The organism is Pseudomonas hydrolytica (assembly GCF_021495345.1).
GTDB classification, from domain to species: Bacteria; Pseudomonadota; Gammaproteobacteria; order Pseudomonadales; family Pseudomonadaceae; genus Aquipseudomonas; species Aquipseudomonas hydrolytica.
This window is the reverse complement of the sequence record NZ_CP099397.1, coordinates 3927523-3950860: the sequence shown is the minus strand read 5'-3', so window position 1 is coordinate 3950860 and position 23338 is coordinate 3927523. Positions and strand designations below refer to the sequence as shown.

Annotated in this window: 27 protein-coding genes; 7 read left to right on the top strand and 20 right to left on the bottom strand. The window is 64.6% G+C overall.

The annotated features are described in order from the left end of the window. Positions 1 to 10: 10 nt before the first annotated feature. The gene (gene mvaT, locus L1F06_RS18545; protein WP_003246009.1) at positions 11 to 385 is read right to left on the bottom strand and encodes a histone-like nucleoid-structuring protein MvaT; all 375 of its coding nucleotides are present in this window, start codon (positions 383 to 385) and stop codon (positions 11 to 13) included. 289 nt (positions 386 to 674) lie between these two features. Between mvaT and purU the strand changes: the two genes are divergently transcribed. Genes purU through L1F06_RS18530 form a run of 3 tightly spaced genes read left to right on the top strand, consistent with a single transcriptional unit; the run spans position 675 to position 2193 of the window. Further along, entirely contained in the window at positions 675 to 1526 is an 852-nt protein-coding gene (gene purU, locus L1F06_RS18540; RefSeq protein WP_003246008.1) for a formyltetrahydrofolate deformylase, read from the top strand. A 45-nt stretch (positions 1527 to 1571) separates the two neighbouring features. Then, positions 1572 to 1997: a CBS domain-containing protein gene (locus L1F06_RS18535; protein ID WP_003246004.1), complete on the top strand. Its 426-nt coding sequence runs from the start codon at positions 1572 to 1574 to the stop codon at positions 1995 to 1997. A 16-nt stretch (positions 1998 to 2013) separates the two neighbouring features. Further along, positions 2014 to 2193 (top strand): hypothetical protein, encoded by a 180-nt coding sequence (locus L1F06_RS18530; protein ID WP_003246002.1) that lies wholly within the window; start codon positions 2014 to 2016, stop codon positions 2191 to 2193. A 41-nt stretch (positions 2194 to 2234) separates the two neighbouring features. Here the strand turns inward: L1F06_RS18530 and L1F06_RS18525 are convergent, their stop codons facing one another. Beyond that, positions 2235 to 4112 carry a methyl-accepting chemotaxis protein gene (locus L1F06_RS18525; RefSeq protein ID WP_012019395.1) on the bottom strand — a complete coding sequence of 626 codons (1878 nt, stop codon included), beginning with the start codon at positions 4110 to 4112 and terminating at the stop codon, positions 2235 to 2237. Between the two features lie 156 nt (positions 4113 to 4268). Between L1F06_RS18525 and L1F06_RS18520 the strand changes: the two genes are divergently transcribed. After that, on the top strand, positions 4269 to 5753 hold the full coding sequence (locus L1F06_RS18520; protein ID WP_129481668.1) for a helicase HerA-like domain-containing protein: 1485 nt from the start codon (positions 4269 to 4271) through the stop codon (positions 5751 to 5753). Positions 5754 to 5977: 224 nt separating this feature from the next. On the opposite strand, the gene L1F06_RS18515 is transcribed toward L1F06_RS18520, so the two are convergent. Next, positions 5978 to 6190, bottom strand: coding sequence for a hypothetical protein (locus tag L1F06_RS18515; protein ID WP_003245995.1), 213 nt, complete (start codon positions 6188 to 6190; stop codon positions 5978 to 5980). A gap of 243 nt (positions 6191 to 6433) precedes the next feature. Continuing rightward, the gene (locus L1F06_RS18510) at positions 6434 to 7309 is read right to left on the bottom strand and encodes an aldose 1-epimerase (RefSeq protein ID WP_129481667.1); all 876 of its coding nucleotides are present in this window, start codon (positions 7307 to 7309) and stop codon (positions 6434 to 6436) included. Between the two features lie 100 nt (positions 7310 to 7409). Here L1F06_RS18510 and L1F06_RS18505 point away from each other — a divergent pair, with 100 nt between their 5' ends. Next, positions 7410 to 8165, top strand: coding sequence for a FadR/GntR family transcriptional regulator (locus tag L1F06_RS18505; protein ID WP_003245991.1), 756 nt, complete (start codon positions 7410 to 7412; stop codon positions 8163 to 8165). A gap of 90 nt (positions 8166 to 8255) precedes the next feature. On the opposite strand, the gene L1F06_RS18500 is transcribed toward L1F06_RS18505, so the two are convergent. The 9 genes from L1F06_RS18500 to L1F06_RS18460 form a co-directional block, all read right to left on the bottom strand. Next, the gene (locus L1F06_RS18500) at positions 8256 to 9158 is read right to left on the bottom strand and encodes an EamA family transporter (RefSeq protein WP_129481666.1); all 903 of its coding nucleotides are present in this window, start codon (positions 9156 to 9158) and stop codon (positions 8256 to 8258) included. A 75-nt stretch (positions 9159 to 9233) separates the two neighbouring features. Then, positions 9234 to 10514, bottom strand: coding sequence for a TRAP transporter large permease (locus L1F06_RS18495; RefSeq protein WP_012019392.1), 1281 nt, complete (start codon positions 10512 to 10514; stop codon positions 9234 to 9236). Further along, positions 10514 to 11041 carry a TRAP transporter small permease gene (locus L1F06_RS18490; RefSeq protein WP_129481665.1) on the bottom strand — a complete coding sequence of 176 codons (528 nt, stop codon included), beginning with the start codon at positions 11039 to 11041 and terminating at the stop codon, positions 10514 to 10516. Before L1F06_RS18490 ends, L1F06_RS18495 begins: the two co-directional genes overlap by 1 nt. A 59-nt stretch (positions 11042 to 11100) precedes the next feature. Continuing rightward, the gene (locus L1F06_RS18485; RefSeq protein ID WP_012019391.1) at positions 11101 to 12075 is read right to left on the bottom strand and encodes a TRAP transporter substrate-binding protein; all 975 of its coding nucleotides are present in this window, start codon (positions 12073 to 12075) and stop codon (positions 11101 to 11103) included. A gap of 77 nt (positions 12076 to 12152) precedes the next feature. Further along, positions 12153 to 13028, bottom strand: coding sequence for an SMP-30/gluconolactonase/LRE family protein (locus L1F06_RS18480; protein ID WP_129481664.1), 876 nt, complete (start codon positions 13026 to 13028; stop codon positions 12153 to 12155). 55 nt (positions 13029 to 13083) lie between these two features. Then, complete coding sequence (locus L1F06_RS18475) at positions 13084 to 13911, bottom strand: NAD-dependent epimerase/dehydratase family protein (RefSeq protein WP_129481663.1); 828 nt, start codon at positions 13909 to 13911, stop codon at positions 13084 to 13086. Positions 13912 to 14339: 428 nt separating this feature from the next. After that, positions 14340 to 15443: a DUF1513 domain-containing protein gene (locus tag L1F06_RS18470; RefSeq protein WP_129481662.1), complete on the bottom strand. Its 1104-nt coding sequence runs from the start codon at positions 15441 to 15443 to the stop codon at positions 14340 to 14342. A 2-nt stretch (positions 15444 to 15445) separates the two neighbouring features. Beyond that, a complete protein-coding gene (locus L1F06_RS18465; protein WP_129481661.1) occupies positions 15446 to 16507 on the bottom strand; it encodes an imelysin family protein in 1062 nt (353 codons plus the stop codon). Positions 16508 to 16517: 10 nt separating this feature from the next. Beyond that, on the bottom strand, positions 16518 to 17930 hold the full coding sequence (locus L1F06_RS18460; protein WP_129481660.1) for a di-heme oxidoreductase family protein: 1413 nt from the start codon (positions 17928 to 17930) through the stop codon (positions 16518 to 16520). Positions 17931 to 18111: 181 nt separating this feature from the next. Here L1F06_RS18460 and L1F06_RS18455 point away from each other — a divergent pair, with 181 nt between their 5' ends. Both L1F06_RS18455 and L1F06_RS18450 read left to right on the top strand, forming a co-directional pair. Next, a complete protein-coding gene (locus tag L1F06_RS18455) occupies positions 18112 to 18822 on the top strand; it encodes an AzlC family ABC transporter permease (RefSeq protein WP_003245973.1) in 711 nt (236 codons plus the stop codon). After that, on the top strand, positions 18822 to 19151 hold the full coding sequence (locus L1F06_RS18450) for an AzlD domain-containing protein (protein WP_003245972.1): 330 nt from the start codon (positions 18822 to 18824) through the stop codon (positions 19149 to 19151). Before L1F06_RS18455 ends, L1F06_RS18450 begins: the two co-directional genes overlap by 1 nt. A gap of 90 nt (positions 19152 to 19241) precedes the next feature. Here the strand turns inward: L1F06_RS18450 and L1F06_RS18445 are convergent, their stop codons facing one another. The 7 genes from L1F06_RS18445 to L1F06_RS18415 form a co-directional block, all read right to left on the bottom strand. After that, entirely contained in the window at positions 19242 to 19829 is a 588-nt protein-coding gene (locus L1F06_RS18445; RefSeq protein WP_129481659.1) for a putative glycolipid-binding domain-containing protein, read from the bottom strand. 162 nt (positions 19830 to 19991) lie between these two features. Continuing rightward, complete coding sequence (locus tag L1F06_RS18440; protein ID WP_003245968.1) at positions 19992 to 20333, bottom strand: HopJ type III effector protein; 342 nt, start codon at positions 20331 to 20333, stop codon at positions 19992 to 19994. After that, positions 20330 to 20623, bottom strand: a complete 294-nt coding sequence (locus tag L1F06_RS18435; RefSeq protein WP_003245967.1) for a DUF1244 domain-containing protein — start codon at positions 20621 to 20623, stop codon at positions 20330 to 20332. The genes L1F06_RS18440 and L1F06_RS18435 overlap by 4 nt, the downstream gene beginning before the upstream one ends. A 75-nt stretch (positions 20624 to 20698) precedes the next feature. Next, positions 20699 to 21070, bottom strand: a complete 372-nt coding sequence (gene folX / locus L1F06_RS18430) for a dihydroneopterin triphosphate 2'-epimerase (protein WP_003245965.1) — start codon at positions 21068 to 21070, stop codon at positions 20699 to 20701. Next, positions 21070 to 21630 carry a GTP cyclohydrolase I FolE gene (gene folE, locus L1F06_RS18425; RefSeq protein WP_003245963.1) on the bottom strand — a complete coding sequence of 187 codons (561 nt, stop codon included), beginning with the start codon at positions 21628 to 21630 and terminating at the stop codon, positions 21070 to 21072. The genes folX and folE overlap by 1 nt, the downstream gene beginning before the upstream one ends. Before the next feature lie 22 nt (positions 21631 to 21652). After that, on the bottom strand, positions 21653 to 22363 hold the full coding sequence (folM, locus tag L1F06_RS18420) for a dihydromonapterin reductase (RefSeq protein ID WP_129481658.1): 711 nt from the start codon (positions 22361 to 22363) through the stop codon (positions 21653 to 21655). 315 nt (positions 22364 to 22678) lie between these two features. Beyond that, positions 22679 to 23245, bottom strand: coding sequence for an antibiotic biosynthesis monooxygenase (locus L1F06_RS18415; RefSeq protein WP_003245960.1), 567 nt, complete (start codon positions 23243 to 23245; stop codon positions 22679 to 22681). Between the last annotated feature and the right edge of the window lie 93 nt (positions 23246 to 23338).

The following is a 23338-nucleotide window of genomic DNA, read 5'->3' as shown; positions in this document are numbered from 1 at the left end:
TGCGCAGGAATTAGCCCAGCAGGGTGGCCCAACCTTCGACCACGTCGGCGCCCCACTTGGCTTTCCACTCTTTCAGCGTCTTGTGGTTGCCGCCTTTGGTTTCGATCACTTCGCCGCTGTGCGGGTTCTTGTATTGCTTGACCTTGCGTGCGCGCTTGGTCGCAGCAGGCTTGGCGGCGCGAGCGCCCTTGCCGGTTTTGGCTTCAGGATCGAGCAGGGCAATGATGTCGCGCAGCGACTTCTGATATTCGCCCATCAGGGTGCGCAGCTTGCCTTCGAACTCCAGTTCTTTTTTCAGCTTGTCGTCTTGCGACAGGTTCTTCAGGCGCTCTTGCAGTTCCTTGATGGCTTCTTCTGTAGCGCGGTATTCGTTGATCAGCGACATGGGCAGTACCTTGGCGTGAATAAATTTCATAGGAGCAGTGGGGGCAATAATAGTCACGCGCAAATAACAAGTAAACACTCAAGCAAAAAATGCTGGCGCGCTAGTGCAACGCTTTGTGTCGGCAATTTCAAGTTAAGTTTGCCAAATATCATCCTGCGCAAAGTTCCCTATCGCTGTGCTCCCTGGCTTTTTCTGCGCCCTGCAGGCTCTTTCCAGATGCCTGCACTACTGCGGTTTCTCAGGCTTGTCGTTAGAATGGCGGACTTTTGCGCCGTCATTGGAGTTTTATATGCGCACCTTCAGATTGGTCATCGCCTGCCCGGACCGGGTCGGCATCGTTGCCAAAGTCAGTAATTTCCTGGCGACCTACAACGGCTGGATTACCGAAGCGAGCCATCATTCCGATACGCAAAGCGGTTGGTTCTTCATGCGTCATGAAATTCGTGCCGATTCGCTGCCATTCGACCTGGAAGGTTTCAAGCAGGCGTTCGCGCCGATCGCTCGCGAGTTCTCCATGGAGTGGCGCGTTACCGACTCGGCGCAGAAGAAACGCGTGGTGCTGATGGCCAGCCGCGAATCGCACTGCCTGGCCGACCTGCTGCACCGCTGGCACAGCAACGAACTCGATTGCGACATCCCCTGCGTGATTTCCAACCACGATGACCTGCGCAGCATGGTCGAGTGGCACGGCATTCCTTACTTCCACGTGCCGGTCAATCCGCAGGACAAGGCACCGGCCTTCGCCGAGGTGGAACGCCTGGTCAAGGAACATGGCGCCGACGTAATCGTCCTGGCGCGGTACATGCAGATTCTGCCGCCGGCGCTGTGCAGCGAATACGCGCAGCGGGTGATCAACATCCATCACAGCTTCCTGCCGTCGTTCGTGGGGGCCAAGCCTTATCACCAGGCCTCGCTGCGCGGGGTCAAGCTGATCGGTGCCACCTCGCATTACGTCACCGAGGAGCTGGACGCCGGCCCGATCATCGAGCAGGACGTGGTGCGCATCACCCACCGCGACGATATCGAGGAAATGGTGCGCCTCGGCAAGGACGTGGAGAAGATGGTGCTGGCGCGTGGGCTACGCTATCACTTGGAAGATCGGGTTTTGGTCCACGACAACAAGACGGTCGTCTTCGACTGAGCTTGCCGCCCGGGCCGATCCGATGCACGTCAGAGGAGAATGCCCATGCTCAAATCCATCAAGGTGCGGGACTACATGACTCGCCATCTGGTGACCTTCAGATCGGATACCGATCTGTTCACCGCCATCAACCGACTGCTGGAGCACCGCATTTCCGGTGCGCCGGTGGTCGATTCCCAGGGCCATCTGATTGGTCTGCTGTCGGAGGGCGATTGTCTGCGAGGCATTCTCTCCGGGGCCTATTACGAGGCGACCGGCGGAACGGTCAGCACCTACATGACCACCGAGGTGGAGACGGTGACGCCGGAGGCCGACATCATCGAGTTGTCCGAGCGTTTTCTGCGGGGACGGCGGCGGCGTTTGCCGGTGATCGAGCACGGTCGTCTGGTGGGGCAGATCAGTCGCTGTGACGTGCTGCGCGCCGTCAAGGAATTCGCCCAGCACGAGCAGGGCACTCTGGAGGTAGGCTGATGGAGGTGCGCACGGCATGACCGATCCACTGGACAAGGCCACTTCCAAGGCGCCGCCGACTCTGGGCGAGGGCTGCGTGCGGCGATACGACCCCGATGCGCTGAGCGAACAGGACGGGACCGATTTCGCCGATGCGGCCGAACTGTGGCGCCAGTTGCAGGAACAGGCCGAAGACAAACCTGAGCATGAGCGATAACGAAGAAGGGCGCCGCGGCGCCCTTCTCGTTGTATGGAGGCTCAGATTCGGAAGCTGTCGACCAGCTGCTTGAGGCGCGCGGCCTGCTGTTCCAGATCGCCGCAGGCGCGCAGGGTGGCCTGCAGGTTTTCCACTCCCTCCTGGTTGAGGGTGTTGATCTCGATGATGTCCATGTTCAGCGACTCGATCACCGAGGTCTGCTCCTCGGTGGCAGTGGCCACCGACTGGTTCATCCCGTCGATCTCGCCGATACGGGCAGTCACCGTGCCCAGACGCTCGCCGGCCTGGTTGGCGATCTCCACGCTTTCCTCGCTGTAGCGCTGGCTTTCGGTCATGGTCGTGACCGATTCTCGCGAGCCGATCTGCAGTTCCTCGATCATCTTCTCGATTTCCTGCGCCGACTCCTGGGTACGGTGCGCCAGGTTGCGCACTTCGTCGGCCACCACGGCGAAACCACGCCCGGCCTCGCCGGCACGGGCCGCCTCGATGGCGGCGTTGAGCGCGAGCAGGTTGGTCTGCTGGGAGATGCTCTTGATCACTTCGAGGATCTGGCCGATGTCCACGGTCTTGCTGTTGAGCATCTCAATCTTGGCGCAGGCGTCGCTGATCTTGTGCGACAGCTCGCTCATGGAGTGAATCGCCTGCTGTACCACCTTGCCGCCGTCTTCGGCCTGGTGGCGGGCATCGGAGGCCTGGTTCGAGGCGTCGGCGGCGTTGCGCGCGATCTCCTGGGCGGCGGCGCCGAGCTGGTTGATCGCCGCGGCGACGCTGTTGGTGCGGCTGGCCTGCTCGTCGGAGTTGGCCATCGAGGAGTTGGAGGCGCCCAGCACCAGCTTGGCCACTTCGTTGACCTGGACCGTGGCCGACGACACCTCGCGGATCGAGCTGTGGATACGTTCGACGAACTGGTTGAACGAGCGCGCCAGGGCGCCGAATTCGTCGTTGGACTGAATCGCCAGGCGCTTGGTCAGGTCGCCCTCACCCTTGGCGATATCCTCCATGGCCTTGCCCATGGTGGTAAGCGGCTGCATCAGCACGCGGATCAGCAGGCCGAGCAGGGCGATGATCAGCACCACGGCGATCACCGTGGCGATGATGGCCGAGGCGCGGAACTCGGTGAGCATGGCGTAGGCCTTGTCCTTGTCGATCGACAGGCCGATATGCCAGTTGACCGAGGGCAGACCCTTGACCGGGGTGAAGGTGAGGATGCGGGTGTCGCCGTCGAGCTGCGCTTCGCTGAATTCGCTGCTGATGCGCGGGGTGTTCTGCGGATAGATGTCCTTGAGGTTCTTCATCACCAGGTTCTTGTCCGGGTGCACCAGAACCTTGCCGTCGGCGCTGACCAGGAAGGCGTAGCCGATGCCGTCGAAATCCAGCGCGTTGATGATGTTCACCAGCGTCTGCAGGCTGAGGTCGCCGCCCACCACGCCGGCCGGTCTGGCCGGCGTGGCGATGGTGATGATCAGCTCGCCGGTGGCCGCATCCACGTACGGCTCGGTGAGCGTGGTGCCGCCCGCCGCCATGGCGTCCTTGTACCAGGGGCGCACGCGCGGGTCGTAATCGGCGGGCATTTCCTCGTCCGGGCGCATGGTGAAGCCGCCACTTTCGGTGCCCAGATAGGTGAAGGCGAAGGAGGAGGTCAGCGCTTTCTGCTCCAGCAGCTTGACCACGCGATCCGGGCTGCTGTCATTGACTATGGTCTGCGCCGCGCTTTCCACCAGCAGGATGCGCCCCGACAGCCAGTTCTGGATATTGCTGGCGGTCACGTTGCCCATCTCCTGCAGGTAGCTCTCCAGGTCCTCGCGGATGGCGTTGCGTTGCAGGTAATCGTTGTAGAGGGTGAACAGGGAGAAGGCGACTATCACCACCAGCGATGCTGCGAGCAGAATCTTGTGGCTGAACTGCAGGTTTTTAGTCATGTTGTCTTGCGTCCGGTGGGCTCAGGAACCAGTCTTGGTGCCCACGCGCCTGCCAGGGGCGAGACGTCGTGGGATGGGTATGGAAGGCAATACGCCTTTGGTCTGACCTTTAAGTCGGCATATCAGCAGTAAAGCTTTAACCCAGGGGATGGCAAGATGGCCGAAAATTCACAGTTCCTGCTTGGTGCTGGCAGCGATGGCCAGCCCGTCGGCCAGCCGTTGCGGCTGGCCAATCGTCACGGTCTGATCGCGGGGGCCACCGGCACCGGCAAGACGGTGACCCTGCAACGCCTGATCGAAACCTTCAGTGATGCCGGCGTGGCGGTGTTCGCCGCCGACGTGAAAGGCGACCTGTGCGGTTTGGGAGCGGCCGGTGCGCCGCAGGGCAAGGTGGCCGAACGCATCGCCAGCATGCCCTGGCTGGGCCATGTGCCGCAGGCCTACCCGTTGACCCTGTGGGACGTGCATGGGCAAAGCGGCCATCCGCTGCGTACCACCTTGAGCGAGATGGGGCCGCTGTTGCTCGGCGCGCTGCTGGAGCTGACCGACAGCCAGCAGGCTGCGCTCTACGCCGCGTTCAAGGTGGCGGATCGAGAGGGCTTGCTACTGCTCGATCTGAAGGACCTCAAGGCGCTGCTCGGCTACCTGAAGGACAACCCGCAGGTGCTCGGCGAGGACAGTGCGCTGTTCACCAGCACCTCGGCTCAGGCTCTGCTGCGCCGCCTGGCCGGCCTGGAACAGCAGGGCGCCGAGGCGCTGTTCGGTGAGCCGGCGCTGCAACTGGAAGATCTGTTGTATCCGGATCGCGACGGCCGCGGGCGGATTCATCTGCTCGACGCCAGTCGCCTGGTGCACGAGGCGCCTAAGGTCTACGCGACCTTCCTGCTATGGCTGCTGGCCGAACTGTTCGAACAACTGCCCGAGCGCGGCGACGCTGACAAGCCGGTGCTGGCGCTGTTCTTCGACGAGGCGCACCTGCTGTTCCAGGGTACGCCCAAGGCGCTGCAGGAACGTCTGGAACAGGTGGTGCGGCTGATCCGTTCCAAGGGCGTCGGGGTGTATTTCGTCACCCAGTCGCCGAGCGACCTGCCGGACGACGTGCTGGCCCAGCTCGGCCTGCGCATCCAGCATGGCCTGCGTGCCTTCACCGCCAGGGAGCAGAAGGCGCTACGCGCGGTGGCCGACGGTTTTCGTCCCAACCCGGCGTTCGACAGCCTGAGTGTGCTGACCGAACTGGGCATCGGCGAGGCGCTGGTCGGCACCCTGGAGGAAAAGGGCACGCCGGCCATGGTGCAGCGCGTGGCCATTGCGCCGCCGCAGTCGCGCATCGGCCCGTTGAACGAGAGTGAGCGCGCTGCGTTGGTCCGTCAGTCGAGCTTGGCCGGGCGCTACGACAAGCCCATCGACCGCGAGTCGGCCTATGAGCTGCTTACTGCACGTGCCGCGCAGGCCAGTGCCGAGGCGCCGGCTCAGGCAGGTGGGCGGCAGAAGGCCGCGGCGCAGGAGCAGGGCCTGGGCCAGATGGCCGGTGACCTGCTTGGCGGTGCGATGAAATCGGCGTTGCGTCAGGCCGCCAACCAGCTCGGCCGGCAACTGGTGCGCGGGTTGATGGGGTCGTTGATGGGCGGCAAGAGGCGTTAGGCTTTGTACGAAAAGTGCCTGCGCTCGGTGATGCTTCGTTAAAAACGGGTTCGGAATGCTCATTTACAGCTCGTAAACTCCGCTTCCTCACCCGTTTTTGTCTCGCCTGACCTTCGCTCGACCACTTTTCGTACAAACCCTAGCAGGCGAGGGCGCCATGCCGGGTGGGGATGTGGCCGCCCACCCTGCAAGGCCGTTTGACTCGAGGTCGATGATTCGCGGCGCTAGTCGTTGGCCGCGTCCCGTTTGTCCTGACGCTCTTTTTCGATTTTCTCGAGTTCTTTCTCGAAGGCCTGATCGAGCAGGCTGGGTTTCTTGCGCCAGGGTTTGCGGTCAGGGTCCGGCTGTGCGGCGTAGGTGATCACCTCGCCGCCGTATACATCCTTGTAACGCTGCGCCTGGCGCTCGAGTTCGGCGCGCAGTTCGTCTTTCGTCACTGGGTTTACCTATATGGTCTGATGATCGCGGCGACGCGTGAAACGCTCCGTTTCACTGCTGCGGTCGCCAAATCGATCCGGAATATTGCTTTTCTTTCGAGGGGACGAAACTTGGTGAAGTTCCGTAATTTATTTATTTCCCCTTTATCTTCAGTTACTTATGTTTCGGTAACTTGGCTTTGAAAACAGTTGCCGGGGGCAACTTGCGCGTATTATCGCGAAAGCTTCTCGAATGTCCAGCAATCAGCTCGCCAGGGCCTGGTACTGCAGCTCGAACTGCAACCTGCAGCTTTGCCCGGGGCCCAGCAGGTGCAGGCCTGGGCGCTGGGGCAGGTGGTGAGCATTGACCGGATGAGTGACGGGCTCGAAACAGAAGAAGTTCTGCTCGGGTGGGCAATACAACAGAAACAGATCGGTACCTTTGGCCCGGCAGCTAATTTGATAGCCGGCGTCCTGTTCAATGATGCGTGCGCAGCCCGGCCAGGCAGTAAAGGCATTGTCGACCAGTTGTCCGGGCAATCTGCCGGGCTCGCTGAAGTTCCAACTATCGGGCAGCGCTATCCATTGACTGGAAAGTTTGTCATCGCCACATAGCCATACGCCCTCGGCACTCGCCTGTAATTGGGTAGTGCTGCTGCGAGGAAAATAGGGATGCAGGCCGAGCCCATACCAATTGGCTCGCGGCCCTTTGTGGGTCGCCTGCAATTGCAGACTCAGGCGGCCAGTGTCGAGGGTGATTTCCAGTCGCGCCCGATAGGCAAAGGGCGTCAGGCTGTCGAGCTGCAGGATGGCGCTGTCGGATGTCGCACCCACTATCTGCCAGGGCTGTTGCCAGGCGCTGCCATGTATCGGCAGGGCTTCATGATCAGTGTTGGCCGCGAGCGGTTGCCAGCCGTCCGGGGTTGCGAAGCCGCCACCGCCGATACGGTTGGACCAGGGCACCAGCGGGTAGCAGGCCAGGCGCCGCGGATTGCCGCTGGCCAGCGCGTGCGCATCGCTAGGGCGCAACAGCGGGCGGCCATCGGCGCGGCGGGTCCAGTTGACCAGGCTGGCGCCCAGGGCAGGGGCCAGGGTCAGTTCGGTTAGCGAATCACGCAGGGTCAGAAGCTGGGTTTGCATCTGCCGCTCCAAGGGCGGTATTTGTCGGGAATTCATAGTGTCATCGTACAACTGCTGGGCTATGATTGCGGGAAAGTCTTCATGTGAGAACTCGCCCACCATGGAAATGCAAAACACCCAACCTCGCGCTCGTCGCAAGCACCGCAGCCTGGCTCAGGAGCTGGTGGCCGAGCTGTCGCAGCGCATTCGCGATGGGGTGATCAAGCGCGGTGAAAAGCTGCCGACCGAGTCGGCGATCATGGAAGAGCAGGGCGTCAGCCGCACCGTGGTGCGCGAGGCGCTGTCGCGGCTGCAGGCCGCCGGCCTGGTGGAAACCCGCCACGGCATCGGTACCTTCGTGCTCGACACCCCCAGTGCCAGCGGTTTTCGCATCGACCCGGCGACCATCGTCACCCTGCGCGATATCCTGGCGATTCTCGAACTGCGCATCAGCCTGGAAGTGGAGTCCGCGGGCATGGCGGCGCAGCGGCGCAGCGAGGCGCAGCTCAAAGCCATCCGCGAGGCGCTGGATGCCATCAACGAGAGCGCGGCGCACGCCAGCGACGCGGTCTCCTCGGACTTCCAGTTCCATCTGCGCATCGCCGAGGCGACCGGCAACCGGTACTTCACCGATATCCTCAGCCATCTGGGTACCAGCATCATCCCGCGTACCCGGGTCAATTCCGCGAGCCTTGCGCGTGACGATCAGACCCACTACATGGCGCGGCTGGAGCGCGAGCACGAGCAGATCTTCGAGGCCATCGCCCGCCAGGATGCCGAGGCGGCGCGTGCAGCCATGCGTCTGCACCTGACCAACAGCCGCGAGCGTCTGCGTCAGGCGCATGAGGCAGCCGAGGCCGAGGCGCTGCACGGCTGAGCCACGGCTGCGGCCGTCCGTAGGCTGCGCTGTGCGCACCAGCTTGAGTGCGTAGTTCTCGGTGCGCACAACCTGGGCGCCCCCGCGCACCTAGCGGCGGTAGGCCAGGGCGATGATGCCGCCGACCACGATCACCCCGCCGACCACCTGCAGGGCGCCGAGCAACTGGCCGAGGATCAGCCAGCCGAACAGCATGCCGGCCACCGGCTCCATGTTCATCACCGGTGCGTTGCGCGCGATGTCCAGGCGCGGCATGAGGATGAACAGCAGCGAGAAGGCGGTGCCGTAGAGCAGCACCAGCACCGCCAGGGCGATCCATCCGGCCAGGGCGTTGGGCAAGCCGAGGCCGCCGGGCAGGGCGCCGCTGGCGCCAGCCAGGGCCGAGGCGCTGAACACCACCGCCATGGTCAGCATGCTGCGCACCCGTCCGGGCATGGCCGACAGACGATGCTCGGTGATCCACAGGGCCACGGCGAACACCGCCGCCGCGGTCAGGCTGAACAGCACGCCTTCGACCCAGCGTTCGTCGCTGACGCCCTGTCCGGCCAGGCGCGCTGGTACGTCCAGCACCAGCACCAGGCCGAACAGGATCACGCCCATGATCAGCGCCGCGCGGCGGGTCGGTGCCGGACCGCCGAGCAGCCAGGTGAGCAGCGCCAGGAGGATCGGCGAGAGGTTCACCACCAGCAGCGCCAGGCCTACCGGAATGCGCGCCACCGCCGAGTAGATGCAGAAGCTCTGCACCGCGATCAGCAGGCCCAGCATCAGTTGCCAGCCCCAGGTCTGGCGGCTCAGGCGCAGCGAGTCGCGTTGCCACAGCACCAGCACGATGAGCACCAGGAAAGTCACCCCGGAGCGGCAGAGTATCGCCAGCAGCAGACCGGCCTCATGATCGAAGGCGATGCGTGCGGCGATATGGTTGCCGGCGAAGGAGCAGGCCAGGGTGGCGAGAATCAGCGCGGCGATATGCCGGGGGAACGCGGTGGCAGGCATGGCGGGGTGTTACGTCCTTATAAAGCGAGAGCCGCCAGGCGGCGGCTCGAGATGCATCGGTGTGATGAAAAGCCGTTACAACACCACGCTCGGCAGCCATAGCGAGATGGCCGGGATATAGGTGACCGCCATCAGCACCGCGAACAGCGCAGCGTAGAACGGCAACAGCGCCTTGACCGTGGTCTCGATGCTGACCTTGCCGATGGCGGCACCGACGAACAGCACCGCGCCCACCGGCGGCGTGATCAGGCCGATACCCAGGTTGACCAGCATGATCATGCCGAAGTGTACCGGGTCGACGCCGAAGGAGGTGACCACCGGTAGCAGAATGGGCGTGAGGATCAGGATCAGCGGCGCCATGTCCATCAGCGTGCCCAGCACCAGCAGCATGAAGTTGACGCACATGAGGATCACGTAGCGGTTGTCCGACAGGGTCAGGAAGGCCGTGGTGATCTTCGACGGAATCTGCATCAGGGTCATGATGTAGCCGAAGCTGGCGGCGAAGGCGATGAGGATCATCACGATCGACAGGGTGCGCACCGTGCGGTGCAGCATCTTCGGCAGTTCACTCCACTTGTAGTCGCGGTAGATGAACATGGTCACGAAGAAGGCCCAGACCACGGCCACCGCGGCCGACTCGGTGGCGGTGAACACGCCGCTGAGGATGCCGCCGAGGATGATCACCATGGTCATCAGGCCCCACAGCGCCTCGACGCAGATCTTCAGCGCCTGGCGCAGCGGAATCACCTCGCCCTTGGGGTAGTTGCGCTTGCGCGCGAACAGCAGGCACAGCGTGGCCATGGTGGCGCTGAGCAGCAGGCCCGGGCCGATGCCGGCGACGAACAGTGCGGCGATGGACACCGTGCCGCCGGCGGCCAGCGAGTAGATCACCGAGTTGTGACTGGGCGGGGTGAGCAGCGCCTGCACCGAGCCGGAGACGGTGACGGCGGTGGAGAATTCGCGCGGATAGCCCTTCTTTTCCATCTCTGGAATCAGCACCGAACCCACCGAGGCGGTGTCGGCCAGCGACGAGCCGGAGATGGCGCCGAAGAAGGTCGAGGCGGTGATGTTGACCAGCGACAGGCCGCCGCGGACGAAGCCGACCAGCACCCCGGCGAAGGCCACCAGGCGCCGCGCCATGCCGCCTTCGGCCATGATCGCGCCGGCCAGGACGAAGAAGGGGATGGCCAGCAGGGAGAATTTGTTCACGCCGCCGGCGATCTGGATCATCACCGCGTGCAGGGGAATCTCGATCCACCAGGCGCCGATCAGGGTGGCCAGGCCGAGGGCATAGGCGACCGGGACGCGCAGCAGGATCAGGGCAATGAAGCTGCCCAGCAGAATGGCGGCATCCATTACACGGACTCCTTGGAATCTTCGCAGTTCTCGTAGTCGACGACGCGGCGCTTGCTCTGGTCGCCGTACAGCAGTTGCTCGATGACGAACAGCAGGGTGATCAGCCCTCCCAGCGGAATCGGCGCGTAGCTCAGGCCGACGCGCAGCCAGGTCAGGGTGCTCAGGTACTGGTTCCAGGTGGCCACGCACAGCTTGTAGCCCCAGATCATCATGAACAGGGCGATGGCGGCCATGGCCAGACGTACGAACAGGGTGAGAAAGGGCTGAGCCACGTCGGGCAGGCGATCGCTCAACACCTGCACGGCCATGTGCGCGCCGGCGCGGTAGCTGGCGGCGGCGCCGACGAAGGTGAACAGCACCATCAGCAGGATGGCGATGGGCTCGGGCCAGCCCAGGCCCTGGCCGAGCACGTAACGGCTGAACACGCCCCAGGGGATGATCAGCGCCATGATCACGATCGCCAGGCCGGCGACCCAGATGCAGGCGCGATAGATGGCGTCGTTGACGCCCAGAACCAGGTTTTTCATCGGATTTCACCGGTGGCGCGGCGCAGACCGATGGCCTGCGCCGCGCGCTTGCGCGTGGATTACTGAACGGCTTCGATGCGCTGGATGAGTTCGGCGAACTGCGCGCCGTACTTCTCACGGACCGGGGCGGTGGCGTCGTAGAAGGGCTTGGTGTCGACCTCGATGTACTCGACGCCTTCGGCCTTGAGCTTCTCGTTGCTGGCGTTTTCCTTGGCGATCCACAGGTCGCGTTCTTCCAGCTGGGCTTCCTTGGCCAGCTTCTTGACCAGTTCCTGCTGCTCGGGGGTGAGCTTGTTCCAGGTGGTCTTGGACATCAGCAGCGGCTCGGGGAGGATCAGGTGATGGGTCTGGGTGTAGTACTTGGCGGCACGGAAGTGGTTGTGCTCGAGCAGGGTCGGCGGGTTGTTCTCGGCGCCGTCGATCACGCCGCTCTGCAGGGCGCTGAAGATCTCGCCGGTGTCCATGGCGATGCCGTTGGCGCCCATGGCGTTGAGGGTGTCGATGAACAGCGGATTGCCGATCACGCGGATCTTCATGCCCTTGAGGTCTTCCAGGCTGCGCACCGGCTTCTTGGTGTAGAGGCTGCGGCTGCCGGCTTCCATCCAGGCCAGGCCGACCATGTTGAAGTCGGAGTTGGTGATGGCGTCGAGGATTTCCTGGCCGATCTCGCCATCGACCACCTTGCGCATATGATCGACGTCGCGGAACACGAAGGGCATGTTGAACACGTTGGTGGCCGGCACCACCGGGCCCACCGAGCCGAGGCTGACGCGGGTCAGCTGCACGGCGCCGATCTGGGTCTGCTCGATCACTTCCTTCTCCGAGCCGAGTACGCCACCGGCGAACATGCGCGATTTGATCTCGCCATTGGTGGCCGCCTCCAGCTTCTTGCCCAGGTTCTCCATGGCCACCACGGTGGGGTAGCCGGCGGGGTGGATCTCGGCGATCTTCAGGGTCACCTCGGCCTGCACCAGGGAAGACAGGCCGAGGGCTAGCGGAAGTGTGGCCAGAAGCAGCTTGCGTTTGAGGTTCATGCGGAAATCTCCGTCTTGTTGTTGTTGGTAAGCAGCAGAGCAAACCGGTGCCGCGGGCGGCCTCGGGTGGAGCGGATTCAGGCGCGGTAGGCGGGCTCCTCGATCCCCGTCACGCCGGGGTTCAGGGCGAACACGCCGCCGGCCAGCGGCTGGTCGGCGAGGTCGCCATGCGGGCGAATCGAGGTGACGAACAGGGTGTCCAGCTTCGCCCCGCCAAAGGCGCACATCGCCGGCTTCTTCACCGGCACGGCGAGGGAACGATCCAGGCGGCCGTCGGGGGTGAAGCGGTGGATCAGTCCGGCGTCGTTGCCGCAGATCCAGTAGCAGCCGTCGACGTCCACGGCGGCGCCGTCCGGACGACCGGGGTGCTGCTGCATGTCGATGAACAGGCGGCGGTTATGCGGCGTGCCGCTGTCGGTGTCGTAATCGAAGGCCCACACGGCCTGCACGCTCGGGTGCGAGTCGGAGAGGTACAGCGTGCGGCCATCGGGGCTGAAGGCCAGGCCGTTGGGCACGATAAGATCGGCGAGGCATTCCTCCAACTGACCGTCGAAGCGATACAAGGCGCCGACGGGGGCACCGGCAGCCATGTCCAGCAGCATGCTGCCGGCCCAGAAACGCCCCTGGCGGTCGCAGCGTCCATCGTTGAAGCGCATCTGCGGCCGGGCGTGTTCGACCTGCGCCAGGCGTGAGGCCTGCATGCTGCCATCGTCCTGCGGATGCAGATGGAAGAGGCCGCTCTGCATGCCGGCCAGCCAGCCGCCGGCCGGGTGGCGGGCGATGCAGGCGAGCATTTCCCCGGCCTGCCAGCTCCGGCTGCTGGCATCGCGCAGGCTCCAGCGATGCAGGCGTGCGGCGGGAATGTCGACCCAGTACAGGGCCTGTTCGGCGGCGTGCCACACCGGGCTTTCGCCGGTGGCATTGCGGGCATCGAGGATCAGTTCGGCTTGCATGGCGGTTCGTCGCTCGCTGTTGTTCCGGGTTCTCGCGTCGGGCCTGCTGGGGCTTTCAATCGTCGCCGAAGGGCCCCGCGGCAACGAAGGCGCCGCCCTGATAGATGCGCGCCGGATCGTCGGCGGCCGGCATGGGTTGCGCCTCCACCTTGTCGCGGAACACGTCCGAGCTGTCCTTGGGCGTGAAGCCCAGGTGCGCGGCCTGGCTGTTGTCCCACCACACCTCGCGGTTATCCGACATGCCGTAGACCACGGTGTGGCCGACATTCGCGGTATAGAGGGCGCGTTCGATCAGCTGGGTGAGATCGTCATAGCTCAGCCAGGTGCTCAGCATTCGGCGGTTGGCCGGCTCGGGGAAGGAGGAGCCGATGCGGATGCTCACGGTCTCGATGCCGTAGCGGTCGAAATAGAAGCTGGCCATGTCCTCGCCGTAGGACTTGGACAGCCCGTAGTAGCCGTCCGGCCGGCGCGGAGAATGGGCGTCGAGGCGCTCGTCCTGCTTGTAGAAACCGATCACATGGTTGGAGCTGGCGAACACCACGCGCTTCACGCCATGGCGGCGGGCCGCTTCGTAGATATGGAACACGCCGCAGATGTTGGCGCCGAGAATTTCCTCGAACGGGCGCTCGACCGAGACGCCGCCGAAATGCACGATGGCATCGACGCCTTCGACCAGTTGCTGCACGCCGGCCTTGTCGGCCAGATCGCAGTGCACCACTTCTTCGTGTGGGCCTTCGGCCGGCGCCATCTCGCCGATATCGGACAGACGCAGGACATTGGCGTAGGGGCGTAGGCGCTGGCGCAGTACCTTGCCCAGGCCACCGGCGGCACCGGTGAGCAGCAGGCGATTGAAGGGGCGAAGCTCGCTGGGAGTGGTGGTCATGGCGGGGCCTGGGCTCTTGTCGCTTGTTGTTATTTGGTGTCATACGTTGTCGTATGACTTGGGTCGATTATCTGCAGCAAGCAGGGCGATGTCAACGCCAGGCAGCCGTGGATTTCAAGCTGTACCTTGCCCCCGGTCGTGGGGGCTAGCGTCTGCCTGGGGTATTCAGCGTTCAGCTGAACGCAGGAGTCGGACCGCTCTATGACGCAGATCTCGCTCTGTTCCGCGGGCTTCGCCTGGTGCAGTGACGGGCGGGCCGGGGCGAGATTCCCAGGCCGTGTCCCTGAGGCTTTTGACTAAAGTTGTATGACAACGTATCTCGACTGGTTGCTGGGGTAAATCAACCGTGGTGCGCCGCCACAGTGCCGGGTCGCGGGGCCGCCTCTCGGCGGTGCCTGAACGTCCGGTTCATCGAGCGGGCCAGCCATTCAGGCCAGGCGCAAGTGGTTGTCCCACAGACCGGCTGGCAACTCCAGCGCCTTGGCGACGATCCGCTGACCGCGGCAGTCGTAGAGTCGGCAGCGGCCCTGGCCCGAGGTGACGACGAAGCCGTCGGCGACCGCGCCCACTCCGGCGCAGTCCGGCAGGGGCACGTCCAGGCGCACCTGGGCACTGTCCAGGTCCCAGATGAAGAAGCGGTTGCCACGCGGTGCGGTCAGCGCCAGCAGGCGCAGCTCGTCGTGAATGGCCACGCTGGCGGTGTACTGGTTCATCGCCGCCCGCTGCGCTTCGCCCAGGGGGAAGGGCTGGTACGGCTGGCCGGGGCGTTTGATCGCCAGCAGCGGCACCTGGTCGAGCAGCTCGCCCATGTACTGCTGGCCGCTGACCACCGTGCCGTCACGGGCCACGGCGAGGTGGCGGATGCTGTTGCGCTGCTCGGCCAGCTGCTCCTGGCTGATCAGGCTGCCGTCGCGGCGCATCAGCACCAGGCTGGCTTCCATGGCGTCGAGATTCATCTCCACGCGGCTTTCCGCTTCGGTACGGATGCCGCCGTTGGCCACCACCAGGGTTTCGCCGTCGGGCATCCACAGCAGCTGATGCGGGCCGACACCATGGGTGGCATGTTCGCCGTCGTGCGTCAGCTGCTGGCCGTCCAGGCGATAGACGCCCAGTACACCGCGACCGGGCTCGCGGGTGTCATTTTCGGTGGCGTACAGCCAGGCGCCGCCATGGTGGAACACCGCGTGCCCATTGAAGTGACGGTCGGCCGCTGAGCGCAGGGTCTGCAGCAGGCGGCCGTCGCGGGTATCGATCAGATAGCTTTCGGTGCTCGGGCGGCGGCCGACGAACAGTGCCAGCGGCAGGCTGGGGTGCGGTACCACATCATGGCAGCGTTCGTTGACCTGGGTGGCGAAGGCGCGCTCGCCGCTGAGGCGATAACCGACGGCGTAGTGACGGCCTTCGCCATCGTCGCGCGCCGACAGTAGCAGCGGCTGGCCTGACGGGCCGAACAGCGTCCAGCCGCCGAACGCACCAGCGGCGGCGAGGCTGGCGGCCGCCGCGCCAAGGCCGAGAAAGGCTCTGCGCTGCATGCTCAGTCTCCGTCGTGGGCGTTGAAGCCGATCTGCACGCCGAGCGCCTTGGCCAGTTCGCTTTCCTGCAGGCGATGCAGGCGATTGAGGCTGTCGTACAGCTCGTTGAGGCTGGTGCGGCCGGCTTCGTCGGCAAGCAGTTCGCCCAGCGGGCGATCCAGGGCGGCCAGGCGCTGACGGGTGTCCTGGTAGGCGGCGTCGATGCGCTGGCCCAGCTGCGCCTGATCCTTGTCCAGCAGGGACTGGATGCCGTCGCGGTTGCTGCCGTGCCAGAGCCTTTCGGCGCTGGCCAGGGCGGCAGCCTGGTTGCTCAGGCTGGCGGCGCTGCGCCAGGACTCGGCCTGGTAGGGTTGGGGAATGCCCTTGCTCTGGCGGCCCATGGGCGCGCCGAGTTTCTTCTTCAGGCCGTCAAGCGCACTGACCTGCACGCGCAGCAGCTCGGCGATGGCCTCGTTGGCCTCGGCATAACGTTCGTTGGGGAATTTTCTCAGCTGCTCGGCCATGCCCGGCTTGGCCTGCCATTGCTCGACGATATCGGCAGCCAGCGCCTGCTGGTGCGTGCCGATGGCCTGCAGCAGCGGGCAGTAGCGCGCCTTCTGCTCGGCATCGTTGAGGTCCAGGTTGGCATCGAACAGGACGTACTCATAAGCGGTCAGGCCCTGCACCACCACGCTGGCGCTGGCCAGGTCGGCCGGGGTCAGTTGCGGCTTGTTCTTCAGCAGCGCTTCGACCTGGCGCTGTACCAGGTTCTTCTTGTCCGGCCAGAACTGGATCTGCCAGGCGCGATTGCCTTCGGCGAGTGGCCCGATCAGCAGGGGCTGCAGCCCGGCCCAGGCATTCTGCGCGCCGAGGAAGGCCTGGCGCGCGGCCGGCAGATCGGCAGTGCCCGCGCAGAACGCGGCGGTGCTCCCGGCGAGCTGGCGATCGGCTTCCTGCCAGCTGCTGTAGGCCGGCAGCAGAACGCCGTCGACCAGTGCGGCGCTGACCTTGGCGCGAGGGTCCTGCTGGTTGCACCCGACCAGGGCCAGGCCGAGCAGTGAAGCGATCAGGGTTCTATGCAACATCGCAGGCTCCTTAGAGGGAATTGAGGAAGGCGAGCAGGGCGGAGCGCTCTTCGCCATCGAAACGCAGCACCCGCTGCTTGGCCGCTTCGGCCTCGCCGCCATGCCAGAGAATGGCCTCCAGCAGGTTGCGGGCACGACCGTCGTGGAGGAACTGGGTATGACCGTTCACCGCGTGCGTCAGGCCAATGCCCCACAGCGGCGCCGTGCGCCATTCGCGGCCGCTGGCGAGAAACTCCTCGCGGCCGTCGGCCAGCCCCTCGCCCATGTCGTGCAGCAGCAGGTCGGTATAGGGACGAATCAACTGGTTGGCCAGTTCCGGCTCGGCGGCATCGGCCGAGGTGGTGAAACTGGGGGTGTGGCACTTCTGGCAACCGGCCTGATGGAACAGGCTCTTGCCCTTGAGCACCGCGGGGGAGTCGACATCGCGCCGCGCCGGTACGCCGAGATTGCGGCTGTAGAACAGCACGCTGGCCAGGATGTTGTCGCTTACTTCCGGTTCGCCGCCGTGTGGCGTGGCCAGACAGTCGGCCTGCGCCGCGGTGCAGTTGTCATGGGGGATCAGCGAACTGGTCAGGCCCATGTCGTTGGCGAAGGCATCGGCATTCTGCTGGTTGAGGTTGGGTTGTCCGGCCTTCCAGCCGAAGCGCCCGAGCACGCTGCGTTGCAGCTGTCGATCCCAGACGATGTTGGGGCGCCCGGAAATGCCGTCGCCATCGGCATCATCCGGATCGGCAGCGGCGAGGATGTCCTGCTCGGCAATGGCCTCGAGCAAACCAAGGCCGATCATCGGCGGGGCGATGCGAGTGGAGAGCAGGGTGTCCGGATGCAGGTCGCCGTAGCCCAGCTGGCTGATCTGCAGCTCGGGTTTGCGCAGCTCCACCAGGGTGCCGTCGGCGAAGCGCACCGGCACGCTGCTGTAGGTGACGCGGACCTTGCCCTCGGGGGCTACGCCGGGGTTGGCCATGTCCTGCAGCTGGGTGCCGTAGGTGGGCTCGGCGACCACGCCCTGGCGTTGCAGCAACTCGGCATGCTCGGGGCTGGCCGGCAGCGACAGACGCACCAGCATGGAGGCGGCGCTGAGTGCGCCCGGCTCGGGCGGATGGCCGCGGCCGTCCTTGAGGTGGCAGTTCTGGCAGGCATTGGTATTGAACAACGGGCCCAGGCCGTCGCGCGCGGTGGTGGTGGCCGGCGCCGTAACCCAGGGGTTGCGGAAGAAGCTGTTGCCCACCGCGAAATCCAGACGGCGGCTCGGCGCGAGATTGGCCGAGGGCATGGAAAAGGCATTCTGGTCGAACTTGCGCACCGTGGCGGAGCCGGCCGACAGCGCTTCGCCCGGTTCCGCCGCGGTGAAGCGCGGTTGCTGCTCGCAAGCGATCAGGGTCAATGCCAGAAACGGCAGCAGGCAGCGCTGAAGCGGCGACATCGTGGAACTATCCGAGCGGGCAGGAAACGGGGCGCCAAGATTAGCAGGCTAACGTAATTTAAATAAGATCAATTAGCGTTATCCGGGCGGGGCAAATGGTCGCGTGGCGCGCTATATGCGCAAGAACGTTCAAGACCTGCCTGGGGCTGCTTGGTTAAGCTGGTCGGCCCAAGGAGGTTCCATGTCCCGTCATCACGAATTCACCCAGGGCGCCCGCGATATGCTGCCGATGCTGCTCGGCGCCATTCCCTTCGGCATCATCTTCGGCAGCCTGGCCGGCGCTGCCGGGCTCAGCCCGGTGCAGACGATGGGGATGTCGGCGCTGGTGTTCGCCGGTTCGGCGCAGTTCATCGCCATCAGCCTGCTGGCCGGCGGTGCCGGTGTGGCCGTGGTGTTGCTGACCACCCTGGTGGTCAATCTGCGCCATGCCCTGTACAGCGCCAGCCTGCAGCCCCATGTGCGTCACCTGCCCAAGCGCTGGCGCGTGCCACTGGCGTTCTGGCTGACCGACGAGGCCTATGCGGTCGTGCTGCAGCGCTACGCGCGGGGCGATTCGGCACCGTTGCGGCACTGGTACTTTCTCGGCGCGGCGCTGGCGATGTACTGCAACTGGCTGCTGTGCACCCTGGTCGGCGTGCTGTTCGGCCAGGCGGTGCCAAACATCGGCGAGTGGGGGCTGGACTTTGCCATGCTGGCGACCTTCATCGGCATCGTAGTGCCCATGCTGCGCAACCAGCCGCAGGTGGCTGCTGCGCTGGTCGCCGCTGCCGTGGCGCTGGCTTGCCATGCGCTGCCGTACAAGCTCGGGCTGATGGCCGCGGCCGCCAGCGGCATCGTGGTCGGCGTTTGGCTGGAGCGGCGCACGCCGGTCCTGCAGGAGGAGTTGCTCTGATGGATATCTGGTTGCTGATTCTCGGCATGCTGGCGATCACCTTTGCCACGCGCTACAGCCTGTTCGCCTTTCCCGATCTGCGTTTCCCTCCCCTGGTCAGGCAAGGGCTGCACTACGTGCCCACGGCGGTGCTGACGGCCATCGTGGTGCCGGGCATGTTGCTGCCGGACGGGCAGAGCTGGGCGCTGAACTGGAACAACGCCTACCTGCTGGCGGGCCTGGCTGCCATCGCCATCGCCGCGTTCACACGGCACCTGCTGGCGACCATCGGTGGCGGGTTGCTGGTGTTCTTCCTGCTGCGCTGGGCGTTCGGCCAACTGCCGATCTGAGAGGCGTGGTTCTGCTGCGCCTGGTGCCCACGGCACACCCTACGTAGGGCTGCCCTGTAGGGTGCGCCGTGCGCACCGGCAGACTGGCAGCTACACCAGCGCGCTGACCGTCAGCTCGCGCTGGCTCAGGCGCAGAAACCGTTCGTTGGCCTTGAGCAGCAGGGCCTGGTCGTCCACGCTCAGTTCTTCGCTGGCATGATCCTCGGCCTGGCTGCGGTAGAGGCTTTCACCCGGACGTCGGCGCAGGCAGTGGTAGCGCTGACTGCGTACCTCGACCCTGAGGCTGAGCATGTCGATGTAGGCGACCTTCATTTCGTCGCTTTGCCCGGTTTCCAGGGCGCTGCGTTGCAGCGGCGGGGTGTGGGTGAACGGGGAAGCCGAGAGCATGACGTGCTGGCACTGCTGCAGGTCGCTGCGCGGCTGGCCGTTGAGCACCCAGTTGCCACGCAGGTCGCGCTGCAGGCAAAGGCTGCGCTGGCCATGGTTGTCGACCTTGAGCCAGAGGCGGCGGAAGCGCCAGCGCGCGTCGCAGTCGATCAGGTAGTTGGCGACGATGCTGTTGCCCTTGATCACCTGCATCAGGTGGCTGGTGGCGTGGATGCCACTGGCATCCTGACTGAGGCGCAGGGTTTCCACGCCGGGGGTGTACCAAGGTTTCCATACCAAGGTCTGCTGCATCGGGCGACTCCATGCCGATCGCGAAACAGGAGGGAAGGGCGGCTGCGCGCAGAACACGGTCCCTCGTGTTCCATCAGTTGTGATGGCGCGCAGCATAAAGTGATTGCAATGTGATGTCTGTCAGCTTTTGCCGACAGTTGCGCAGGTTTTTGCGCTATTCGCTCAAGCCTTGCGCTTGAGCGGTTCCTGCTCGAATTTCAGGCCTTCCAGGCCATGGCTCATCAGCGCGCGGATATTGCCGTGGTCGCTGCCCTGCGGTGTGGCCAACACGCTGCGGTAGTGTTCGCCGAAGGCGCGCAGCGCTTCGTCCGTGCTCAAGCCCTCCAGCAGGGCCAGGCCCAGGGTCTTGCAGGAGCCTTCGTTCTGTCCGGCGGCGTTCTCCACGTCACCGTTACGGAAGGCGCTGGGCTGATAGTCGTAGTGCTCGGCGACGAAGGCCAGGGTTTCGCTGAAGGCGTAATCGTCCTGCTGCAGACGGCTGCGCAGTTCGTCGAGGGCGGTCATTCAGGCTTTCCTTTTTCGAATGCGGCCTTCTGCTCGGCCGTGGCTTCCTTCTGATACTTGGCCTTCCAGTCGGCATAGGGCATGCCATACACGGTCTCGCGGGCCTGGTCGGCGCTGACCTCGACGCCGAGGTCGTCCGCGGCGGCCTTGTACCATTTGGACAGGCAGTTGCGGCAGAAACCGGCCAGGTTCATCAGGTCAATGTTCTGCACGTCGGGGCGTGTGCGCAGGTGCTGCACCAGGGCGCGAAAGGCTGCGGCTTCCAGTTCGAGGCGTTCTTGCTCGGTCATGCTGGGCTCTCCGGGGATGGATGGCGGCGATGATAAGAGCCTCGCCGGAGAGCGGCAAGCCGCCGCAGCATGGCCTCAGCGATGACCGGCGAGGGTGATCGACACCGACTCGGCGAAGCGCAGGGCGTGCGGCTTGTCCACCTCCACCTCGGCGTAACGCACGGCCTGATGGGCCATGATCAGGTCGAGGATTTCCTGGGTCAGGCGTTCGAGCAGGGCGAAGCGGTTGCCCTCGACGTGGGCGATGATCGCCTTGGTGATGGTGCGATAGTTCAGGGCGTGGTCGATGTCGTTGACCTGCACCGCGTCCACTGCCGGATAGAGAATGGTCAGGTTGATCAACACGTCCTGCTTGTTGTTGATCTCCTCTTCCTTGATGCCGATGTAGGTGCGCAGGCGCAGGTCCTTGACGCGGATGCGCGCCATTCCGGGTTCCAGTCGCGGCATTAGTTGTTCCGTCCGATCAATTGCAGGAATTCATGGCGAGTGTTGCAGGACTCGCGGAAGGCGCCAAGCATCACCGAGCTGCTCATCACCGAGTTCTGCTTCTCCACCCCGCGCATCATCATGCACATGTGCTTGGCCTCGATCACCACGGCCACGCCGGCGGCGTTGGTGACGCGGGCGATGGCGTCGGCTATCTGCTTGGTGAGGTTCTCCTGGATCTGCAGGCGCCGCGCGTACATGTCGACGATGCGCGCCACCTTCGACAGCCCGAGTACCTTGCCGGTCGGGATATAGGCGACATGCGCCTTGCCGATGAAGGGCAGCAGGTGATGCTCGCACAGCGAATACAGCTCGATGTCCTTGACGATCACCATCTCGTCGTTGTCGGACTCGAACAGGGCACCGCCGACGATTTCCTCCAGCGACTGCTGATAACCATGACAGAGGTACTGCATGGCCTTGGCCGCCCGCTTGGGCGTATCGAGCAGGCCTTCACGCTCGGGGTTTTCACCGAGGCCGACAAGAATCTCGCGGTAATGCTGGGAAAGAGGATGGCTCATGGCAGTGTCCTGGGCAGTCGCCTCACTTGAGGTGGCGGCCGCCGTTGAGGGTAAGGGTCGTTCCGGTTACGTAGGGGTTGTCCAGCAGGTAGCGCAAACTCTGGTAAAAGGCTTGCGGGCCGGGTTCTATGCCCAGCGCCGACTTGGCCAAGGTCTTGCTCCTGTAGGCCTCGTCATCGCCCGCGTTGAACATCAGCAGCGCTGGAGCGATGGCGTTGACCTTGATGCGTGGCGCCAGGCGGGCGGCGAAGGAAAGCGTCAGGCTTTCCAGCCCGGCCTTGCTGGCGCAGTAGGCCGGACGATTGGCGCTGCCCTTGCGCACCACGTCGTCGCTGACGTGGACGATGTCGGCGCGCTGCGACTGCAGCAGCAGGTCGCTGCAGTGCAGGTTGATCAGGTAGGGCGCGAGCATGTGCACGGCGAACAGCTGGCGGAAGGCCTCGGCCTCTTCGCCCGGCGTTTCGGCCAGCCACTGCGAGGCGTTGTGCACGATCGCGCGCAGGCCGCTGCACTGCGCCTTGATCTGGTCGATGAAGGCGAGGATGCCAGCCTCGGCGCCGAAGTCCGCCTGCACGGCAATGGCACCGCGCTCACGCAGGCGCGCAATGCTGTCGCGCTCCTGGCGATAGCTGACGATCACCGGTTGGCCCTCGTCGAGCAGGCGCTCGGCGCAGTACAGGCCGACCCTCTGGCCGGCGCCGGTGATCAGGACGGGAAAGCTGGCAGCGCTCATGGGCGACTCGTGCAAAGAAAATGAAGGCCTGGCTTGTACCGCCTCGGGATACCTGACCAGTGGCAGGCGGCACTCACCAGACCGAGGATAAAGCTATACCAGAGCTGCGGGTTGTACAACCATGGGAAACATATGGTTTTCCAGGAGAGGCGAGTGAAATTGGCTATTTCACTGACTTCAAAGGACTTTCCATGATTTCTCTGCTGGACGTATTTTTGTACTTTGGCTGTACGATCCATATGTTGTGTACAGGTATGGAGTGGCGGCGAACTAAAAAGGCCAGCGCGAGGCTGGCCTTTGCGGAAGACGGCAGGGTCAGGATTTGCCGATGCTGGCCGGGCGTCTGCCCAGGCGGTGGGACGAAGAGCCCTGCAGCCACGGCTCGAGCAGGCGAGTGGACAGGGGGATGAACAGGTAGGTCATCAGCGGCGTCAGTGCGAGCGTGGACAGCAGCACGCGGGTGACCAGCGACAGGTCGGTGAGCCAGGGGCCGAACAACAGGTTGAAGGCCAGCGAGACCGGGAAGAACGCCAGCCAGATCGCCACGCTCTGCTTCCAGCGCGGCGGTTGCTTGTGAACGCTGCCGAACCAGGCGTCGAGGCCGACGGCACGTCTTTCCTGCGGCTGGGCGAACAGCCCGGCGCCGCGCTCGAGCCAGGCCTTGCGCGAGGCCGAATGCTCCCAGGCGGCCATGGTCTGCTCGTCGCTGAAGCGGAAGACGATCTGAAATTCGTCATCGCCAGCTGGCGGTGCCAGCACGCCGGAGCCGAGATAGCCGGGGAAGTCGGTGGCCAGGTGTTCACCTTCACGCAGCCAGGCGATGAAGTCGTGATAACGGCCACTGGCGACGCGGCGCGCCACCATGAGAGTAACGGGGGACATTGTGTATCTCCTCGAACATTGCCCTGGGCCGGGTGTGGCGACAGGCGTGATCGGGCACGGGGTGTTGTGCCCGACAAAAATGCAGCAAGGATT

What these genes read in the sequence shown, in the direction of transcription:
- mvaT (WP_003246009.1), bottom strand. Translation starts at nt 385, where the DNA reads ATGTCGCTGATCAACGAATACCGCGCTACAGAAGAAGCCATCAAGGAA.
- purU (WP_003246008.1), top strand. Translation starts at nt 675, where the DNA reads ATGCGCACCTTCAGATTGGTCATCGCCTGCCCGGACCGGGTCGGCATC.
- L1F06_RS18535 (WP_003246004.1), top strand. Translation starts at nt 1,572, where the DNA reads ATGCTCAAATCCATCAAGGTGCGGGACTACATGACTCGCCATCTGGTG.
- L1F06_RS18530 (WP_003246002.1), top strand. Translation starts at nt 2,014, where the DNA reads ATGACCGATCCACTGGACAAGGCCACTTCCAAGGCGCCGCCGACTCTG.
- L1F06_RS18525 (WP_012019395.1), bottom strand. Translation starts at nt 4,112, where the DNA reads ATGACTAAAAACCTGCAGTTCAGCCACAAGATTCTGCTCGCAGCATCG.
- L1F06_RS18520 (WP_129481668.1), top strand. Translation starts at nt 4,269, where the DNA reads ATGGCCGAAAATTCACAGTTCCTGCTTGGTGCTGGCAGCGATGGCCAG.
- L1F06_RS18510 (WP_129481667.1), bottom strand. Translation starts at nt 7,309, where the DNA reads ATGCAAACCCAGCTTCTGACCCTGCGTGATTCGCTAACCGAACTGACC.
- L1F06_RS18505 (WP_003245991.1), top strand. Translation starts at nt 7,410, where the DNA reads ATGGAAATGCAAAACACCCAACCTCGCGCTCGTCGCAAGCACCGCAGC.
- L1F06_RS18500 (WP_129481666.1), bottom strand. Translation starts at nt 9,158, where the DNA reads ATGCCTGCCACCGCGTTCCCCCGGCATATCGCCGCGCTGATTCTCGCC.
- L1F06_RS18495 (WP_012019392.1), bottom strand. Translation starts at nt 10,514, where the DNA reads ATGGATGCCGCCATTCTGCTGGGCAGCTTCATTGCCCTGATCCTGCTG.
- L1F06_RS18490 (WP_129481665.1), bottom strand. Translation starts at nt 11,041, where the DNA reads ATGAAAAACCTGGTTCTGGGCGTCAACGACGCCATCTATCGCGCCTGC.
- L1F06_RS18485 (WP_012019391.1), bottom strand. Translation starts at nt 12,075, where the DNA reads ATGAACCTCAAACGCAAGCTGCTTCTGGCCACACTTCCGCTAGCCCTC.
- L1F06_RS18480 (WP_129481664.1), bottom strand. Translation starts at nt 13,028, where the DNA reads ATGCAAGCCGAACTGATCCTCGATGCCCGCAATGCCACCGGCGAAAGC.
- L1F06_RS18475 (WP_129481663.1), bottom strand. Translation starts at nt 13,911, where the DNA reads ATGACCACCACTCCCAGCGAGCTTCGCCCCTTCAATCGCCTGCTGCTC.
- L1F06_RS18470 (WP_129481662.1), bottom strand. Translation starts at nt 15,443, where the DNA reads ATGCAGCGCAGAGCCTTTCTCGGCCTTGGCGCGGCGGCCGCCAGCCTC.
- L1F06_RS18465 (WP_129481661.1), bottom strand. Translation starts at nt 16,507, where the DNA reads ATGTTGCATAGAACCCTGATCGCTTCACTGCTCGGCCTGGCCCTGGTC.
- L1F06_RS18460 (WP_129481660.1), bottom strand. Translation starts at nt 17,930, where the DNA reads ATGTCGCCGCTTCAGCGCTGCCTGCTGCCGTTTCTGGCATTGACCCTG.
- L1F06_RS18455 (WP_003245973.1), top strand. Translation starts at nt 18,112, where the DNA reads ATGTCCCGTCATCACGAATTCACCCAGGGCGCCCGCGATATGCTGCCG.
- L1F06_RS18450 (WP_003245972.1), top strand. Translation starts at nt 18,822, where the DNA reads ATGGATATCTGGTTGCTGATTCTCGGCATGCTGGCGATCACCTTTGCC.
- L1F06_RS18445 (WP_129481659.1), bottom strand. Translation starts at nt 19,829, where the DNA reads ATGCAGCAGACCTTGGTATGGAAACCTTGGTACACCCCCGGCGTGGAA.
- L1F06_RS18440 (WP_003245968.1), bottom strand. Translation starts at nt 20,333, where the DNA reads ATGACCGCCCTCGACGAACTGCGCAGCCGTCTGCAGCAGGACGATTAC.
- L1F06_RS18435 (WP_003245967.1), bottom strand. Translation starts at nt 20,623, where the DNA reads ATGACCGAGCAAGAACGCCTCGAACTGGAAGCCGCAGCCTTTCGCGCC.
- folX (WP_003245965.1), bottom strand. Translation starts at nt 21,070, where the DNA reads ATGCCGCGACTGGAACCCGGAATGGCGCGCATCCGCGTCAAGGACCTG.
- folE (WP_003245963.1), bottom strand. Translation starts at nt 21,630, where the DNA reads ATGAGCCATCCTCTTTCCCAGCATTACCGCGAGATTCTTGTCGGCCTC.
- folM (WP_129481658.1), bottom strand. Translation starts at nt 22,363, where the DNA reads ATGAGCGCTGCCAGCTTTCCCGTCCTGATCACCGGCGCCGGCCAGAGG.
- L1F06_RS18415 (WP_003245960.1), bottom strand. Translation starts at nt 23,245, where the DNA reads ATGTCCCCCGTTACTCTCATGGTGGCGCGCCGCGTCGCCAGTGGCCGT.